The organism is Neisseria macacae ATCC 33926, from assembly GCF_022749495.1.
In the GTDB taxonomy this organism is placed as follows: domain Bacteria; phylum Pseudomonadota; class Gammaproteobacteria; order Burkholderiales; family Neisseriaceae; genus Neisseria; species Neisseria macacae.
This window is the reverse complement of sequence record NZ_CP094241.1, coordinates 2,721,431-2,738,066: the sequence shown is the minus strand read 5'-3', so window position 1 is coordinate 2,738,066 and position 16,636 is coordinate 2,721,431. Positions and strand designations below refer to the sequence as shown.

Sequence of the window (16,636 nt, the reverse complement as noted above, 5' to 3'; positions counted from 1 at the left end):
CGACAGCCTCACACTGTTTGAAAGACAGACAAGATGATGTTTTAGACATTGTCCTGTTGGTTTCTTTGAAGCAGACCAGAAGTTAAAAAGTTAGAGATTGAACATAAGAGTTTGATCCTGGCTCAGATTGAACGCTGGCGGCATGCTTTACACATGCAAGTCGGACGGCAGCACAGAGAAGCTTGCTTCTTGGGTGGCGAGTGGCGAACGGGTGAGTAACATATCGGAACGTACCGAGCAGTGGGGGATAACTAATCGAAAGATTAGCTAATACCGCATATATTCTGAGGAAGAAAGCAGGGGACCATTTGGCCTTGCGCTGTTTGAGCGGCCGATATCTGATTAGCTAGTTGGTGGGGTAAAGGCCTACCAAGGCGACGATCAGTAGCGGGTCTGAGAGGATGATCCGCCACACTGGGACTGAGACACGGCCCAGACTCCTACGGGAGGCAGCAGTGGGGAATTTTGGACAATGGGCGCAAGCCTGATCCAGCCATGCCGCGTGTCTGAAGAAGGCCTTCGGGTTGTAAAGGACTTTTGTCAGGGAAGAAAAGGGCGGGGTTAATACCCCTGTCTGATGACGGTACCTGAAGAATAAGCACCGGCTAACTACGTGCCAGCAGCCGCGGTAATACGTAGGGTGCGAGCGTTAATCGGAATTACTGGGCGTAAAGCGGGCGCAGACGGTTACTTAAGCAGGATGTGAAATCCCCGGGCTCAACCTGGGAACTGCGTTCTGAACTGGGTGACTAGAGTGTGTCAGAGGGAGGTAGAATTCCACGTGTAGCAGTGAAATGCGTAGAGATGTGGAGGAATACCGATGGCGAAGGCAGCCTCCTGGGATAACACTGACGTTCATGCCCGAAAGCGTGGGTAGCAAACAGGATTAGATACCCTGGTAGTCCACGCCCTAAACGATGTCGATTAGCTGTTGGGCAGCATGACTGCTTAGTAGCGAAGCTAACGCGTGAAATCGACCGCCTGGGGAGTACGGTCGCAAGATTAAAACTCAAAGGAATTGACGGGGACCCGCACAAGCGGTGGATGATGTGGATTAATTCGATGCAACGCGAAGAACCTTACCTGGTCTTGACATGTACGGAACCCTCCAGAGACGGAGGGGTGCCTTCGGGAGCCGTAACACAGGTGCTGCATGGCTGTCGTCAGCTCGTGTCGTGAGATGTTGGGTTAAGTCCCGCAACGAGCGCAACCCTTGTCATTAGTTGCCATCATTAAGTTGGGCACTCTAATGAGACTGCCGGTGACAAGCCGGAGGAAGGTGGGGATGACGTCAAGTCCTCATGGCCCTTATGACCAGGGCTTCACACGTCATACAATGGTCGGTACAGAGGGTAGCCAAGCCGCGAGGTGGAGCCAATCTCACAAAACCGATCGTAGTCCGGATTGCACTCTGCAACTCGAGTGCATGAAGTCGGAATCGCTAGTAATCGCAGGTCAGCATACTGCGGTGAATACGTTCCCGGGTCTTGTACACACCGCCCGTCACACCATGGGAGTGGGGGATACCAGAAGTAGGTAGGGTAACCGCAAGGAGCCCGCTTACCACGGTATGCTTCATGACTGGGGTGAAGTCGTAACAAGGTAGCCGTAGGGGAACCTGCGGCTGGATCACCTCCTTTCTAGAGAAAGAAGAGGTTGTCGCATTCACACTTATCGGTAAACTGTAGAAGATGCGGAAAAATGCTTGAGTGAAGACAAGGTTCGCTTAAGAAGAGAATCCGGGTTTGTAGCTCAGCTGGTTAGAGCACACGCTTGATAAGCGTGGGGTCGGAGGTTCAAGTCCTCCCAGACCCACCAAGAACGGGGGCATAGCTCAGTTGGTAGAGCACCTGCTTTGCAAGCAGGGGGTCATCGGTTCGATCCCGTTTGCCTCCACCAATACTTTCCAAATCAAAGCGAGTTAAAAGGCAGTGTAACTGCTTTCTTTTTTTCTAAAGAGAAGTCTGCTGACGAATCAGTTTGACGGAAAAAGAAAGGCTGCTATAATAATCAGCTCATTTTGATTTGCGAAGTAAATAGCAATATTGAACGCATCGATCTTTAACAAATTGGAAAGCCGAAATCAACAAACAAAGACAATGTGTCTGTTTTTGATGATTGACCAATTGCAAACGGTCAGTTGTCTCCTGGATAGGAAAAGAAAAACAGGTACAGTATTTGGGTGATGATTGTATCGACTTAATTCCGAAAGACAAAAGGCGGGATTAAGACACAACAAGCAGTAAGCTTTATCAGAGTAGGAAATTCAAGTTTGATGTTCTAGTCAACGGAGTGTCAGGCAAAGTCAGAGAAGTTCTTGAAATGATAGAGTCAAGTGAATAAGTGCATCAGGTGGATGCCTTGGCGATGATAGGCGACGAAGGACGTGTAAGCCTGCGAAAAGCGTGGGGGAGCTGGCAATAAAGCTATGATCCCGCGATGTCCGAATGGGGAAACCCACTGCATTCTGTGCAGTATCCTAAGTTGAATACATAGACTTAGAGAAGCGAACCCGGAGAACTGAACCATCTAAGTACCCGGAGGAAAAGAAATCAACCGAGATTCCGCAAGTAGTGGCGAGCGAACGCGGAGGAGCCTGTACGTAATAACTGTCGAGATAGAAGAACAAGCTGGGAAGCTTGACCATAGTGGGTGATAGTCCCGTATTCGAAATCTCAACGGTGGTACTAAGCGTACGAAAAGTAGGGCGGGACACGTGAAATCCTGTCTGAATATGGGGGGACCATCCTCCAAGGCTAAATACTCATCATCGACCGATAGTGAACCAGTACCGTGAGGGAAAGGCGAAAAGAACCCCGGGAGGGGAGTGAAATAGAACCTGAAACCTGATGCATACAAACAGTGGGAGCACCCATGTGGTGTGACTGCGTACCTTTTGTATAATGGGTCAACGACTTACATTCAGTAGCGAGCTTAACCGAATAGGGGAGGCGTAGGGAAACCGAGTCTTAATAGGGCGAAGAGTTGCTGGGTGTAGACCCGAAACCGAGTGATCTATCCATGGCCAGGTTGAAGGTGCCGTAACAGGTACTGGAGGACCGAACCCACGCATGTTGCAAAATGCGGGGATGAGCTGTGGATAGGGGTGAAAGGCTAAACAAACTCGGAGATAGCTGGTTCTCCCCGAAAACTATTTAGGTAGTGCCTCGAGCAAGACACTGATGGGGGTAAAGCACTGTTATGGCTAGGGGGTTATTGCAACTTACCAACCCATGGCAAACTAAGAATACCATCAAGTGGTTCCTCGGGAGACAGACAGCGGGTGCTAACGTCCGTTGTCAAGAGGGAAACAACCCAGACCGCCAGCTAAGGTCCCAAATGATAGATTAAGTGGTAAACGAAGTGGGAAGGCCCAGACAGCCAGGATGTTGGCTTAGAAGCAGCCATCATTTAAAGAAAGCGTAATAGCTCACTGGTCGAGTCGTCCTGCGCGGAAGATGTAACGGGGCTCAAATCTATAACCGAAGCTGCGGATGCCAGTTTACTGGCATGGTAGGGGAGCGTTCTGTAGGCCGATGAAGGTGCATTGTAAAGTGTGCTGGAGGTATCAGAAGTGCGAATGTTGACATGAGTAGCGATAAAGCGGGTGAAAAGCCCGCTCGCCGAAAGCCCAAGGTTTCCTACGCAACGTTCATCGGCGTAGGGTGAGTCGGCCCCTAAGGTGAGGCAGAAATGCGTAGTCGATGGGAAACAGGTTAATATTCCTGTACTTGATTCAAATGCGATGTGGGGACGGAGAAGGTTAGGTTAGCAAGCTGTTGGAATAGCTTGTTTAAGCCGGTAGGTGGAAGACTTAGGCAAATCCGGGTCTTCTTAACACCGAGAAGTGACGACGAGTGTCTACGGACATGAAGTAACCGATACCACGCTTCCAGGAAAAGCCACTAAGCTTCAGTTTGAATCGAACCGTACCGCAAACCGACACAGGTGGGCAGGATGAGAATTCTAAGGCGCTTGAGAGAACTCGGGAGAAGGAACTCGGCAAATTGATACCGTAACTTCGGGAGAAGGTATGCCCTCTAAGGTTAAGGACTTGCTCCGTAAGCCTCGGAGGGTCGCAGAGAATAGGTGGCTGCGACTGTTTATTAAAAACACAGCACTCTGCTAACACGAAAGTGGACGTATAGGGTGTGACGCCTGCCCGGTGCTGGAAGGTTAATTGAAGATGTGAGAGCATCGGATCGAAGCCCCAGTAAACGGCGGCCGTAACTATAACGGTCCTAAGGTAGCGAAATTCCTTGTCGGGTAAGTTCCGACCCGCACGAATGGCGTAACGATGGCCACACTGTCTCCTCCCGAGACTCAGCGAAGTTGAAGTGGTTGTGAAGATGCAATCTACCCGCTGCTAGACGGAAAGACCCCGTGAACCTTTACTGTAGCTTTGCATTGGACTTTGAAGTCACTTGTGTAGGATAGGTGGGAGGCTTAGAAGCAGAGACGCCAGTCTCTGTGGAGCCGTCCTTGAAATACCACCCTGGTGTCTTTGAGGTTCTAACCCAGACCCGTAATCCGGGTCGGGGACCGTGCATGGTAGGCAGTTTGACTGGGGCGGTCTCCTCCCAAAGAGTAACGGAGGAGTTCGAAGGTTACCTAGGTCCGGTCGGAAATCGGACTGATAGTGCAATGGCAAAAGGTAGCTTAACTGCGAGACCGACAAGTCGAGCAGGTGCGAAAGCAGGACATAGTGATCCGGTGGTTCTGTATGGAAGGGCCATCGCTCAACGGATAAAAGGTACTCCGGGGATAACAGGCTGATTCCGCCCAAGAGTTCATATCGACGGCGGAGTTTGGCACCTCGATGTCGGCTCATCACATCCTGGGGCTGTAGTCGGTCCCAAGGGTATGGCTGTTCGCCATTTAAAGTGGTACGTGAGCTGGGTTTAAAACGTCGTGAGACAGTTTGGTCCCTATCTGCAGTGGGCGTTGGAAGTTTGACGGGGGCTGCTCCTAGTACGAGAGGACCGGAGTGGACGAACCTCTGGTGTACCGGTTGTAACGCCAGTTGCATAGCCGGGTAGCTAAGTTCGGAAGAGATAAGCGCTGAAAGCATCTAAGCGCGAAACTCGCCTGAAGATGAGACTTCCCTTGCGGTTTAACCGCACTAAAGAGTCGTTCGAGACCAGGACGTTGATAGGTGGGGTGTGGAAGCGCGGTAACGCGTGAAGCTAACCCATACTAATTGCTCGTGAGGCTTGACTCTATCATTTGAAGAACTTCAAATAAAAAGCTTACTGACTGATTCAGTCATCACCGAATATATTGATTAAGGCTTTGCCGATTTGTACAGTTTAAGTTTGGCGGCCATAGCGAGTTGGTCCCACGCCTTCCCATCCCGAACAGGACCGTGAAACGACTCAGCGCCGATGATAGTGTGGTTCTTCCATGCGAAAGTAGGTCACTGCCAAACACCTATTCTAAGCCCCTGACAGATGTCGGGGGCTTTTACTTTTACCTCATATTTTATTCATACCTTTACTTGAAACTCGTCAGTGCCGTTCCTTGCCTTCTTGCTATGGCTTACTTGCTCACGAGTGGAGATAGGCGGGTGCGACGATAGCGCAGCGGGTAAATGTGACGGATAGGGAGGGTGCGGGTAAAATAGGGATGTTGTAGAATCAATACATAAAGAGATAGTAAACTAAGAAATCTTCAGGTATCGTTTGAAAGGAAACGGTAAGACGGATATGATAGCCAACTATTTTACGGTGCCGCACACACAGGCATCATCCGCATTCACAAACTATGGAGTATCTTCTTATGAAAAAATTCCTCTTTGCCGCCCTCTCCCTGCTGACCGCTTCGCTGTCGCTGGCCGCCGTCAACATCAATACCGCTTCCCCGTCCGAGTTGGAAGCCCTGCCCGGTATCGGCCCTGCCAAAGCCAAAGCCATCGTGGACTACCGTCAACAACATGGTGCCTTCAAATCGGTCGAGGAGTTGAAAAACGTCAAAGGTATCGGTGAGGGCATCTTCTCCAAACTGAAGGCGGAAGCAACCGTCGCCCCGGCCGCTCAAAACAAAGCCGCCACCCCCGCCGCTAAAAAATAAACCCGAGTGCGCCCTCCCGAATAGGGAATGTGCGCAGCTGCAGACCCGGTAATGAAAAGGCCGTCCGAATCCAGTCCGGAGTCGGACGGCCTTCGTGTCGGGCGGGTAAGGCTGCCATGCCTGTCCCGCTTCATTCGGCCGTCAGATCAGGATGCATGGGGAAACCTATGTGGAAAGGTCGGCGGATTCGCATTTGAAATGCAACTTTCCATAACAGAAAAAGGCCAGTATGCGGTAGCATACGGCCTTTCCTGCAAGAAAGATTGCCATGAGCTACACACAACTGACCCAAGACGAACGATACCATATCCAATACCTGTCCCGCTACTGCACCGTCGCCGAAATTGCCAAACAGCTTAACCGCCACAAAAGCACCATCAGCCGAGAAATCAAGCGGTACTGCATCCAAGGGCAGCAATACAGCGCCGATAAAGCCCAACGGCAAAGCCGGCTGACCAAACAGCGTAAGCGAAAACCCTATAAGCTCGATTCGCAGCTGATTCAACACATTGACACCCTTATCCGCCGCAAACTCAGTCCCGAACAGGTATGCGCCTACCTGCGCAAACACCACGGGATCACACTCCATCACAGCACCGTTTACCGCTACCTCCGCCAAGACAAAAGCAACGGCGGCACTTTGTGGCAAAACCTCAGAATATGCAGCAAACCCACCTGCGCGGGAATGACGGTTCATAATGCTGATTAAAAACCAAGCCGCCCGTAGCGTGGGTTCTATCCACGAATAAACAGAGATGATTGGATTCGGATGTTTGGGGAGAAGGTCGTGGGCGAAGCCCACGCTACGGGTTCGGTTTGCACCAAGTCTGTGCCCATTTGACGGAAAGGTCGTCTGAAAACCGGAATACTTAGTTTTCAGACGACCTTTTTGCAGGGAGAGTTTTACGGATAAGACCTCTGCGCCGTTAGAATGAACAGGGATAATTGGATTCGGATGTTCGGTGAAAGGTCGTGGGCAAAGCCCACGCTACGGGTTGGTTTATCCTAAATCTGTGTTCACGCGCTGAGCAGGCTTTGGGCGAGGAAGCCGCCTTTTTCTACACCGGGGAGGATGAAGAAATAGCCGCCGCCGAAGGGGCTGATGTATTCTTCCAGCGGTTCACCGTTGAGTAGGTTTTGGACGAAGATGAAGCCGTCGGCGAGGTTGGCTTGGTAGCAGATGAAAATCAGGCCGACGTCGAGCTGGCCGTTGGCGGCGAGGCCGCGGGAGTAGTTGAAGGCGCGGCGGTAGAGCAGGTGTTTTTTCATGAACTCGGGGTCGCGCGGGTTGGCGAGCCTCATGTGGCTGTCTTTGGGGGTGGTTTTGCCGTCGGGGTCTTTGGCGAAGTCGGCGGTGTCGCTCTCTTTTTTGCCGTCCATGGGGGCGCCGCTGTATTTGCGGCGGCCGAAGATTTCGGTTTGTTCCTGCAAGGGGGTTCTGTCCCAGAATTCGACGAAGTGGCGGATGAGGCGGACGGCTTGGTAGCTGCCGTTTTTCGCCCAGGCGGGTTCGTCTTGGCTGTTGGCGGCGATGCCCGTCCAGAGGACTTGGTCGGCAATTTTGGGATCGGATACGTCGGGATTGCCGGAGCCGTCGCGGAAGCCTAAGAGGTTGCGGGCGGCGATGGCGCCGGGTTCGGCTTTGGGCAGCCAGCCGTCTATGCTCCAGCGGATGACGGCGGTTTGGGCGGTGTTTTTGATGATGTCGCGCAGGGCGGCTTGGCAGGTTTCGGGGGTGAAGGCGCAGATTTGGAGGCTGAGGTCGCCGTCACACCATGATTTTTGGAGGCGGTCGTTGGGGAAGTCGCGCATTTCTTGGAGGTGGCGGGGTTTTTTGTCTTTGAGTCCGAAGCGGTCGTCAAAGAGGCTGCTGCCGACACCGACGGTGATGGTGAGCCCGTCGGGGCGGAATGTTTTGCCGAGCAGGCCGCTGCCTGCGGGGGGGAGTTTTTCGTCGCCATCTTGGTATTCGCCGCCTTGGGTGAGGAATTCGATGCGGGCGGTGAGGGTGCGGAAGAGGTTTTCGAGTTGTTTGGGGTCTTTGGCGGTTACGTCGAAGGCGCACATGATGCCGAAGAGTTGGTGCGGGGTGGTAATGCCGGCTTGGTGCGTGCCGTAGCAGGGGTAGGCTTGCGGGGAGTGTTCGTTGTTGCGGGTCTCGGCGGCGGTTTCGCCTTGTTGTTTGCCGGCGAACCAGCCTGCCGCGCCGGCTGCGCCTGCGGCAAGGACGGTTTTGAACAGGGTGCGTTTGGTCGGTTGGATGGGTTGTGAGTTGTCTTGGCTCATGGTTTGTCCTGAATGTATTTTGGCATGGCGGCAAGGTGTCGCGGTTTGTGCGTTGTCGGATACAAGTATCCGACCTACAGGGCTGTCAGCAGGGGCAGGTTGGGTTGGTAAACCCGACCCAGTCTACGATTTCTGTATTCGGGTTTTCGCGGGCAAAGCCCACGCTACAACAGTTTCCTTGCGTGGGAGAGGACATCAGCGATAAGTTTTCAGACGACCCCTTGTATTTCTTCAAAAGGTCGTCTGAAACGGGCGGGTCAAGTTTATTTGAGGCCCAGTGTGCCGCGCAGTTGGCTCAGGTCTTCGGCAAGGGCGTTAATTGGTGCCTGAAGGGTTTTGCGGTCTTCGTCGCTGAGTTTGTCGTAGGTTTCAAAGCCGTCTTTGGTTTTGTATTTGGCGAGGATGTCGGTTACTTGTTTGAAGTTGGCATCGACTTTCTCGAGCAGGGCTTTGTTTTTCTCGGCAATCATCGGACGGAAGAGTTCGACAATTTTTTGCGCGCCTTCGATGTTGGCTTGGAAGTCGCTCAAGTCGGTGTGGCTGTAACGGTCTTCTTCGCCGCTGATTTTGCTGCCGGCAACTTCTTCAATCAACACTGCCGCGCCGCCGACGACTTTGTTCGGCGGGAAAGAGAGGGCGTCGATTTCTTTTTGCAGGGATTCAACGTCTTTCATGAGTTTGTCGGCAATGTCTTTCACGCCGGATACGTCTTTTTTGACCCACAGGGCGTGTTCGATGCGGTGGAAGCCGGTGAAGGCCGCGTCTTCGGTTTTGTCTTTGAAGTCGTCTTCACGCGCGTCGATGGCGGGGTCGAGTTCGTTGAAGAGTTCGGCAATCGGCTCGATGCGTTCGTAGTGGGTGCGGGCGGCGGCAAACTGGGATTTGGCTTTTTCGATGTCGCCCGCTTTGACGGCATCGGTGAAGGCTTTGGTTTTGGCAACCAGCTCTTTGGCTTCGCCTTGGACGTAAACTTTATAGTCGGCAAGCGGTTTGGCAAGTTTTTCCAAATCGGCTTCGTTGCCGGTGTCTTTAAAGCCGCTGTCGGTTACTACCAATTTGCCGCGCGGGTTGGTCAAGAGGCCGCAAGTCATTTCGTATTCGCCCGGCAGCAGGGTAACGGTCATTTTGTCGGAAAGTCCGGGGGCAATGTTTTCGCGCTCGTCGACCACCATCACGCCTTTGAGGATTTCCCATTCGAGCTTGCGGCCGCTGTTGTTTTTGATGTTGAACACGACTTGTCCGCTCGGTACGGTCAGTTCCATCGGTTCGCAGGCGGTGTCGTTCACGCCGACGTTGACGGTGCCGCCGGCATTTGCGCTTGATGCACCTGACGCGGCAGGCGCGGATTTTTCCGCTTCGGGCGGCTGACACGCGGTCAGACCCAAAGCCAGCATCACGGATAAAGCAGTTATATTGAGTTTTTTCATTTCAAACCTCTTTGGCATGTTGATAAGAATGAGATACGGAATTTTTAAGCGCCACTAGGGGCTGTCGACAGTCCCTAATGGCTTTCAGACGACCTCTGCACTGCGGCGGGCCTGCTGCCGTGCAGAAACCAAATCATGACCGGAACCAAATACAGCAGCCACGCCAGCACCTCGCCCTGCGTCGGGTGGTCGGTGTAGCCGAAGAAGCCGCCGAGCAGCACGCCCAGCGGGCTGTCTTCATGCAGGTATTTGGAAGAATCAAACACCACCTCTTGCAGGTGGTTCCACACGCCCGCCTCATGCAGCGCGCGCAGCGAACCTGCCACCAAACCGGCGGCCACCACAATCAAAAACGCGCCCGTCCAGCGGAAAAACTTCGCCAGATTCAGACGCATACCGCCCTGATAAATCAGCGCGCCGATAACCACTGCGGCAAGCAGCCCCAATACCGCGCCGACGGGCATAGACCAAGTCGGACTCTGCTGAAACACCGCCAAGAGGAAAAACACACTCTCCAACCCCTCGCGCGCCACAGCCAGAAAAGCCATGCCGACCAAAGCCCAGCCTTGACCGTTGCCGCGGTTTAAGGCGGTCTGAACCGAATCCTGAAGCTGCTGCTTCATCGAACGGGCGGCTTTTTTCATCCATAAAATCATATAAGTCAGCATCGCCACCGCCACCAAACCGATAACGCCGACCACAAATTCCTGCTCCTTCTGCGGAATCTCGCCCGTTGCCGAATGGATGCCGTATCCGATGCCCAAACACATCAGCGCAGCCAAAGCCACGCCCAGCCACACCTTAGGCATCAGCCGCGAATGTCCCGACTGTTTCAAAAAACCCGCGACGATACCGACAATCAAAGCCGCCTCGATACCCTCGCGCAACATAATCAGAAAAGCAATCAACATATATAAAACAAACCTTAAAACTTAATATCAATATGAAGACCAAAACCGGTCCATTTAGCCTTTACTGCATCCGGATTCACGCGCAGCATATGTTTATGAAGCCTGTCGAAACCTTCGTGACCGAACCACAGGCTTCCCCTCGGACAAAATGTATACCGCACATGTTTACCGCCCGATACGCATTCGATTTCCCAAACGCTGATTTTGTTGATGTGCCAACCGGTCTTCGCCAGTCTGACGACCTCTTCAAATCGGTAATGCGCGATCAAAGTCCGTCCGCGATAAACAAACACGCCCTGCGTTCCGCAATACAAAAGCTCACGGCTGAAAAACTTGTTACGGCTAAAACAAATGAGTGTGTCACCGTTCAACACCCTATCGGGCGCGGGCGCGATAGAGCGGTATAAGGCAAAAAAGAAGAAAGAGAAGAAAAGAATTGTTGGTATCAGCATTGAAGACATGACAAACCACTCTAAAAATTCAGACGACCCTAGTTAGACAGGGCAGTAGAAATTTTGTTTGAAAATATCGTGTTTGAAATGCCGTCTGATACGTTGAAAATATCTATCAGATATTTGATTTCGCCGTCTCTTTATCCCAAGTCTGACAAAGTGTCGTGATCTGTCTGCCTTGAAAAGCAAGAGTTTATAAATTGAATCATACAAATGCAAATAATTTTTATTATTTCATCAGTAAACCATTATTTAAACAAGTCAAAAGGCAGCATCAGAATTTACCGCAAAACAAAGCGAATCAGCGTCATACGTTTTCCCGGAAACGCTGTTTGTCCGTATGTATGGGAATATTGGAACACCAATAAGTTAAACAAAAAGGTCGTCTGAAAATCCGAATATCGAGGTTTCAGACGACCTTTCCCTTCATGCCGATTACCATCCCATCCACCTGATTAAAGAAATGATGCCGAGCATGACGACGACCGTTATCGAAATCCAGAAAATCGGAGGACGGCTGTCGGATTCGGCGGGTTGGACGGGTTTTACCCAACCTTTTTTGTAGAGAAGGATGGTGAGAAGCATCATCAAGATGCCTAGAAACAAAAATATTTGGAAATTATTCATTCACTTTGAAGCCCTTTATCGTTTATGGCGAACAGTTCGCATAATTGGACTGCTTTACTTCTTAAGGCAGGGGCCGGGGTAAAAAGTTCGTCATAATTATCAATTTGATATAGTGGATTAAATTTAAATTAGGACAAGGCGACGAAGCCGCAGACAGTACAGATAGTACGGAACCGATTCACTTGGTGCTTCAGCACCTTAGAGAATCGTTCTCTTTGAGCTAAGGCGAGGCAACGCCGTACTGGTTTAAAGTTAATCCACTATATTGATCCTGTCTGCATTCGGCTGAGACGGCGGCCTTATTCTGCGTACCCGTCCGATGGGAGGCGGAAGGAAGCATTCCTGATGTCAATTTATGGCAAAAGGTCGTCTGAAAACCTGGATATCGGTTTTCAGACGACCTTTTGATGTCGGCACAAACGGCTTACTTGAATTTGTAAGTGTATTGCAGGCCGATGATGTCGGCGTGGTTTTTGAAGTGTGCGCTGGATGCGCCTTTGCTGTCCACATCGCTGCCGGTCGCGCGGGCAGTGTGGTAGCGGGTGTCGTTGATGTGGATGTGGCTGTAAGCGGCATCGAGGACGTGGTTTTTACCGATATGGTATTTCGCGCCGAGCGAGAACCAGATGCGGTTGCCGTCGGGCAGGCTGTTCATGCGGTAGCCGGCGTTTTTGACGGGCGAGCGGTCAAAGGCGATGCCTGCGCGCAGTTGCAGCGGGTCGGTCACTTGGTAAGAACCGCCGAGCGCGACTTTGTAAGTGTTGCGCCAGTTGGGGGTGATAACGGTGCGGTCGGATTTGCCGTTGACGACGTTTTTGGTGTTTTCAAAAACCAGTTCCGCTTTGTTGAAGCGGCTGTGGCGCGTCCAAGTCACATCACTGAACAGGTTGAATTTGTCGGTGGCTTTGTACATGCCGTGAACGGACAGCGATTCGGGGGTTACGATTTTGACACTTGCTTTTTCATGCGGAACGTAACCGCGGGCGGCAAGCGCGCCCAAATCCCAAGCGCGGCGGGCGTATGCGCCGTCGGCTTCCCATTCTGCCGAGCCTTTGAGGGTGTGGGTTACTTTGGAGCGGTAGTTCACGCCGACCCGTGCGCGGTCGTTGATGTCCCACATCCAAGCGAGTTGATAGCCGAAGCCCCAGTCGTGGCCTTTTACTTCGGCGTGTCCATCAGATTTGCCTTGCGCACTGACGGAGACAGGGCGGCCGGCGGCGCGTGAGGCAAGGCCGCTGGCGAGTTGGCTGATGGAGCCGGAAGCATCCCAGTCGGAATATTTGCGCAATTCGGCTTTGGAATATTGGGCGATCAAACCTGCACCGAAAGCATGGTTTTCATTGGCTTTCCAAGCGACGACCGGTTCGATGTCGATGCTGGTGAGGCTCAGTTTGTTGATGTTGTGGCGCAGTACGGAATCTTTTTCGTATTCGGTGGCAGAGCCGAAGGGGACGTACACGCCCAAGCCCAAAGTCACATCGTCATTGACTTTGTATGCACCGTAGAAGTGCGGGGCGACGGTGGTTTTGGTGATTTTGCCGCTTTTCGAGCCGGAAACATCGCCGCCTTGATAGTATTTTGCGGAATCGGCTTCGTAGTGGATGCTGGGGATGACGATGTTGGCGTTGACGGAAACTTGGCTGCTGTCGAGTTTGGACAGGCCGGCAGGGTTGTAGAAGATGGTCGATGCGTCGGCGGCTTCCGCGCCGGAAGAGTTGGCAGTGCCTTGCGCGTTGACCGACTGCGTACCGAAATGGTAGCCCGAAGCATGGACGGCGCCGGAGAAGAAGACGGCGCTGAGTAAGATTACGGTTTGTTTGATGGGTGAGTGTGTCATTTTCTTGTACCTGCGTGTAAATAATAAAGAGGTCGTCTGAAACAAACGCCTCCGTGTCTGGAGCGGGCTGACGGTTTGGAATCGGCATGTTGAATTGAAACGATGGTCTTTGAAGCGAAAATCCTGCAAGCTGTTTTTGCGCGGATTTTGAGGCTGAAGGACGGCAGTTTTCAATCAAAATACAGTTGTTTCCTAACGGTCATTCCGTTTGATTAGTGTAGGTACTCGATTCTATACCACGTTATCGCGTTTGCCTAATATTTTTGGACGCTTTCGGAAAAACTCGTGTGTTGCGTAGATAGGAGAGGGTGGGACTGTGGTAAAGATGTCATTGCGGGATTATTTTGACGGAAAGAAAACAAAAGGTCGTCTGAAAACCCGTTTCCAAGTTTTCAGACGACCTCTTGTTTATCTGCCGTTTGCGTGTCGATTATTTAACGCGCAATACTTCCAGCGTATTGGTCGAACCGGATTCGCGCATTTGCGAACCGCTGGTGATGATGTATTGGTCGCCGGAGCTTAAGATTTTATGTTCGACCAACATGGCTTCCACTTCGTTCAGCGCGGTATCGTGGTCGGTGCTGGTCGCCAAAATCAGCGGGCGCACGCCGCGGTACATCGCCATACGGCGTTGGGCGGAAATGCTCGGGGTCAGCGCGAAAATCGGCAAGGTGATGTTGTGGCGGCTGACTTCGAAGGCGGTCGAACCGCTTTCAGTCAGGGCGACGATGGCTTTGGCGTGAACCGCGCGCGCCACGCTGACCGCGCCGCCGGCAATCGCCAAGTTGGTGCTGACGGCTTCGGGATAATCGACCTGTTCGGCAACGCCGTTGAGCGAATCTTGTTCTTTTTCCGCAGCCGCGCAAATAATCGCCATTTGGCTGACGGTTTCAAACGGATACGCACCGACGGCGGTTTCGGCGGAACACATCACCGCATCGGTGCCGTCCAATACCGCATTTGCCACGTCGCTGACTTCCGCGCGGGTCGGGACGGGGTTGGTAATCATGGATTCCATCATTTGGGTTGCCGTAATGCTGAAGCGGCGCAACTCGCGTGCGCGGCGGATCATGCGTTTTTGCAGGGCGGGGACGGCTGCGTGTCCGACTTCGACCGCCAAGTCGCCGCGCGCCACCATGATACCGTCGCTGGCGAGGATGATTTCGTCCAAGTTTTCAATCGCTTCCACACGTTCGATTTTGGAAACCAAGCCGGGGCGAACCGCAGTGCTGCCTTTCATTTCTTCTTCGACTTTGGCGCGGGCAGTGTGCAAATCTTCGGCGGATTTCACAAAGCTGATGGCGAGGTAGTCGCAACCGATGGCAATCGCAGTTTTCAGGTCGCGGAAGTCTTTCTCGGTCAACGCACCTGCGGACAAACCGCCGCCGCGTTTATTGATGCCTTTGTTGCTTTTCAAAACATGGCTGTTTTCAACTTTAGTAACAATCTTACTGCCTTCAACGGATTCCACAGTCAAAGTCAGCAAACCGTCATCCAACCACAAAACATCGCCCGCAACGACATCATTAGGCAGGTCGCGGTAGTCCAAACCGACCGCGTCGCGCGTGCCTTCGCCTTCGAGTGCGGCATCAAGAACCAGCGTTTCTCCTTTGTTCAATTCGATGCTGCCGCCGGCGATTTTGCCGACGCGGATTTTCGGACCTTGCAAGTCGGCGAGGATGGCGATTTCCTGTCCCGCGCGTTTTGCTGCTTCACGCACGATGCGGGCGTTTTCCTGATGGAATTCAGGCGTGCCGTGGCTGAAGTTGAAACGGACGACATTTAGACCGCCTACACGGATCATGTCTTCCAACAACTGAACATTGTTGCTGCCCGGCCCCAACGTAGCGACGATTTTGGTGTTGTGGCTGATGCGGGTTACATCGCGTTTTGCATTACTCATGTGAAGCGTCCTTTCGGTCAATCCGTTGATAAATGGCATACGGCTTTGTTGGAAAATTACAAAATAGCATCCCAACGTCGTCTGAAATTGTAAATCTAAAACTTACGTCGAGACATCCAAGCCGTAAATCATGATGCAAATTAATATTTTGGGATTTTACTCCCAAAGTTAAATGATTGGTGGAAAATTACAGGATTTTATGACTTAGGCTAAATTTAATTTTACATACGTTTGAGGCGGCAATCCGCTACAATACCGTCTGCCACTTTTCAGACGACCCTTCTTAATGGATGTGTATAGTGGATAGGTCGTCTGAAACTACATTAGTTTCTATCCATATCTTTTTCATCATTATCAGACACAACCATGCTAAGACGAATGCTCACTTCTTTGCCTATAGGTATTATGCTTGCCGATATGGTTTATGGTTTCGTTTTAAATATCGTTCAAGGACTTAACCTTCAGCAGCAAGCGGCTCCTGCTTCAGACGGCGGACTGGCGGTAACGCCCGACATCGCGTTCAACAGCCTGCAAATCGTTGCAAACGGCGGCATGGTTATCATCATCGGGTTCGGATTGATTGTCTTGTTACAGCTAAACCGTACAGTGCTAAAACGTCAGATTTTGCCTATCGGTATTTTCCGGACGCTCGGACTGATTGCCGTGTTGGCTTTCAGCGTGCCTTCATTGTGGGAATGGTTTAATGCTGCATTAACTCTGTCGGCAGGAGGAAACATCCTCAATACCGGCAACCCGCGTTATTTGGTTTCCGCTTTATGTATGCCCTTGATTGCCTTTTTATGTTTGGTGCGGTTGTTTGGTTGGTATAAATTGCACACGCGCCAGCCCGAGCAAAACCCACCGACGGAGTTGCAGAAATAGCATTCTCGGTATAAAACGTATCCGAGTAGCGTAAAATAACCATGTATTGAGAAGAGGTCGTCTGAAATTTTGTTGTAGATGAAATTTCAGACGACCTTTTATATCGTTGAACAACAATTAAGACTGTCAAAATTCAGAACAGGATAGCGATGGATTGGGTAAACCTCAAATCTGTCGGATAGCGGTAAATAATCTGCGGCAAGCCTAAGATTTTTCTTGAAAACTTCTTTATTGTCGTGGTA

9 protein-coding genes, 2 tRNA genes, 3 rRNA genes and 1 pseudogene are annotated in these 16,636 nt (G+C 51.8%); 8 read left to right on the top strand and 7 right to left on the bottom strand.

The annotated features are described in order from the left end of the window. Nucleotides 1-99 precede the first annotated feature (99 nt). The 7 genes and pseudogenes from MON40_RS13085 to MON40_RS13055 all read left to right on the top strand — a co-directional run. A 16S ribosomal RNA gene (locus MON40_RS13085) occupies nucleotides 100-1,640 on the top strand. A 101-nt stretch (nucleotides 1,641-1,741) separates the two neighbouring features. Next, nucleotides 1,742-1,818, top strand: a tRNA-Ile gene (locus MON40_RS13080). A 5-nt stretch (nucleotides 1,819-1,823) separates the two neighbouring features. Further along, nucleotides 1,824-1,899: transfer RNA gene (locus MON40_RS13075), tRNA-Ala, on the top strand. A 430-nt stretch (nucleotides 1,900-2,329) separates the two neighbouring features. After that, nucleotides 2,330-5,221 (top strand): 23S ribosomal RNA (locus MON40_RS13070). A gap of 93 nt (nucleotides 5,222-5,314) precedes the next feature. Then, nucleotides 5,315-5,428, top strand: a 5S ribosomal RNA gene (rrf, locus tag MON40_RS13065). The 16S, 23S and 5S rRNA genes sit together here with 2 tRNA genes alongside, the layout of an rRNA operon. A 350-nt stretch (nucleotides 5,429-5,778) precedes the next feature. Then, nucleotides 5,779-6,069, top strand: a complete 291-nt coding sequence (locus MON40_RS13060; RefSeq protein ID WP_009313167.1) for a ComEA family DNA-binding protein — start codon at nucleotides 5,779-5,781, stop codon at nucleotides 6,067-6,069. Nucleotides 6,070-6,337: 268 nt separating this feature from the next. Further along, nucleotides 6,338-6,742 (top strand): annotated as a pseudogene (locus MON40_RS13055) (transposase); the annotation flags it as partial. Nucleotides 6,743-7,086: 344 nt separating this feature from the next. Here MON40_RS13055 and efeB read toward each other — a convergent pair. The 7 genes from efeB to pyk form a co-directional block, all read right to left on the bottom strand. Continuing rightward, a complete protein-coding gene (efeB, locus tag MON40_RS13050; RefSeq protein ID WP_003775822.1) occupies nucleotides 7,087-8,355 on the bottom strand; it encodes an iron uptake transporter deferrochelatase/peroxidase subunit in 1,269 nt (422 codons plus the stop codon). A gap of 263 nt (nucleotides 8,356-8,618) precedes the next feature. After that, a complete protein-coding gene (gene efeO / locus MON40_RS13045) occupies nucleotides 8,619-9,782 on the bottom strand; it encodes an iron uptake system protein EfeO (protein ID WP_039862671.1) in 1,164 nt (387 codons plus the stop codon). Between the two features lie 74 nt (nucleotides 9,783-9,856). Further along, nucleotides 9,857-10,693: an iron uptake transporter permease EfeU gene (gene efeU / locus MON40_RS13040; RefSeq protein WP_003775827.1), complete on the bottom strand. Its 837-nt coding sequence runs from the start codon at nucleotides 10,691-10,693 to the stop codon at nucleotides 9,857-9,859. Between the two features lie 14 nt (nucleotides 10,694-10,707). Next, entirely contained in the window at nucleotides 10,708-11,154 is a 447-nt protein-coding gene (locus MON40_RS13035) for a hypothetical protein (protein WP_155814837.1), read from the bottom strand. Between the two features lie 426 nt (nucleotides 11,155-11,580). After that, nucleotides 11,581-11,733: an ABC transporter permease gene (locus tag MON40_RS13030; protein ID WP_242925941.1), complete on the bottom strand. Its 153-nt coding sequence runs from the start codon at nucleotides 11,731-11,733 to the stop codon at nucleotides 11,581-11,583. Between the two features lie 463 nt (nucleotides 11,734-12,196). Continuing rightward, nucleotides 12,197-13,609: an OmpP1/FadL family transporter gene (locus tag MON40_RS13025; RefSeq protein ID WP_039862677.1), complete on the bottom strand. Its 1,413-nt coding sequence runs from the start codon at nucleotides 13,607-13,609 to the stop codon at nucleotides 12,197-12,199. A gap of 430 nt (nucleotides 13,610-14,039) precedes the next feature. Further along, a complete protein-coding gene (gene pyk / locus MON40_RS13020; protein ID WP_003765311.1) occupies nucleotides 14,040-15,512 on the bottom strand; it encodes a pyruvate kinase in 1,473 nt (490 codons plus the stop codon). A gap of 378 nt (nucleotides 15,513-15,890) precedes the next feature. Between pyk and MON40_RS13015 the strand changes: the two genes are divergently transcribed. Then, a complete protein-coding gene (locus tag MON40_RS13015) occupies nucleotides 15,891-16,394 on the top strand; it encodes a hypothetical protein (protein ID WP_003765304.1) in 504 nt (167 codons plus the stop codon). Nucleotides 16,395-16,636 lie beyond the last annotated feature (242 nt).

What these genes read in the sequence shown, in the direction of transcription:
- MON40_RS13060 (WP_009313167.1), top strand. Translation starts at nt 5,779, where the DNA reads ATGAAAAAATTCCTCTTTGCCGCCCTCTCCCTGCTGACCGCTTCGCTG.
- efeB (WP_003775822.1), bottom strand. Translation starts at nt 8,355, where the DNA reads ATGAGCCAAGACAACTCACAACCCATCCAACCGACCAAACGCACCCTG.
- efeO (WP_039862671.1), bottom strand. Translation starts at nt 9,782, where the DNA reads ATGAAAAAACTCAATATAACTGCTTTATCCGTGATGCTGGCTTTGGGT.
- efeU (WP_003775827.1), bottom strand. Translation starts at nt 10,693, where the DNA reads ATGTTGATTGCTTTTCTGATTATGTTGCGCGAGGGTATCGAGGCGGCT.
- MON40_RS13035 (WP_155814837.1), bottom strand. Translation starts at nt 11,154, where the DNA reads ATGTCTTCAATGCTGATACCAACAATTCTTTTCTTCTCTTTCTTCTTT.
- MON40_RS13030 (WP_242925941.1), bottom strand. Translation starts at nt 11,733, where the DNA reads ATGATGCTTCTCACCATCCTTCTCTACAAAAAAGGTTGGGTAAAACCC.
- MON40_RS13025 (WP_039862677.1), bottom strand. Translation starts at nt 13,609, where the DNA reads ATGACACACTCACCCATCAAACAAACCGTAATCTTACTCAGCGCCGTC.
- pyk (WP_003765311.1), bottom strand. Translation starts at nt 15,512, where the DNA reads ATGAGTAATGCAAAACGCGATGTAACCCGCATCAGCCACAACACCAAA.
- MON40_RS13015 (WP_003765304.1), top strand. Translation starts at nt 15,891, where the DNA reads ATGCTCACTTCTTTGCCTATAGGTATTATGCTTGCCGATATGGTTTAT.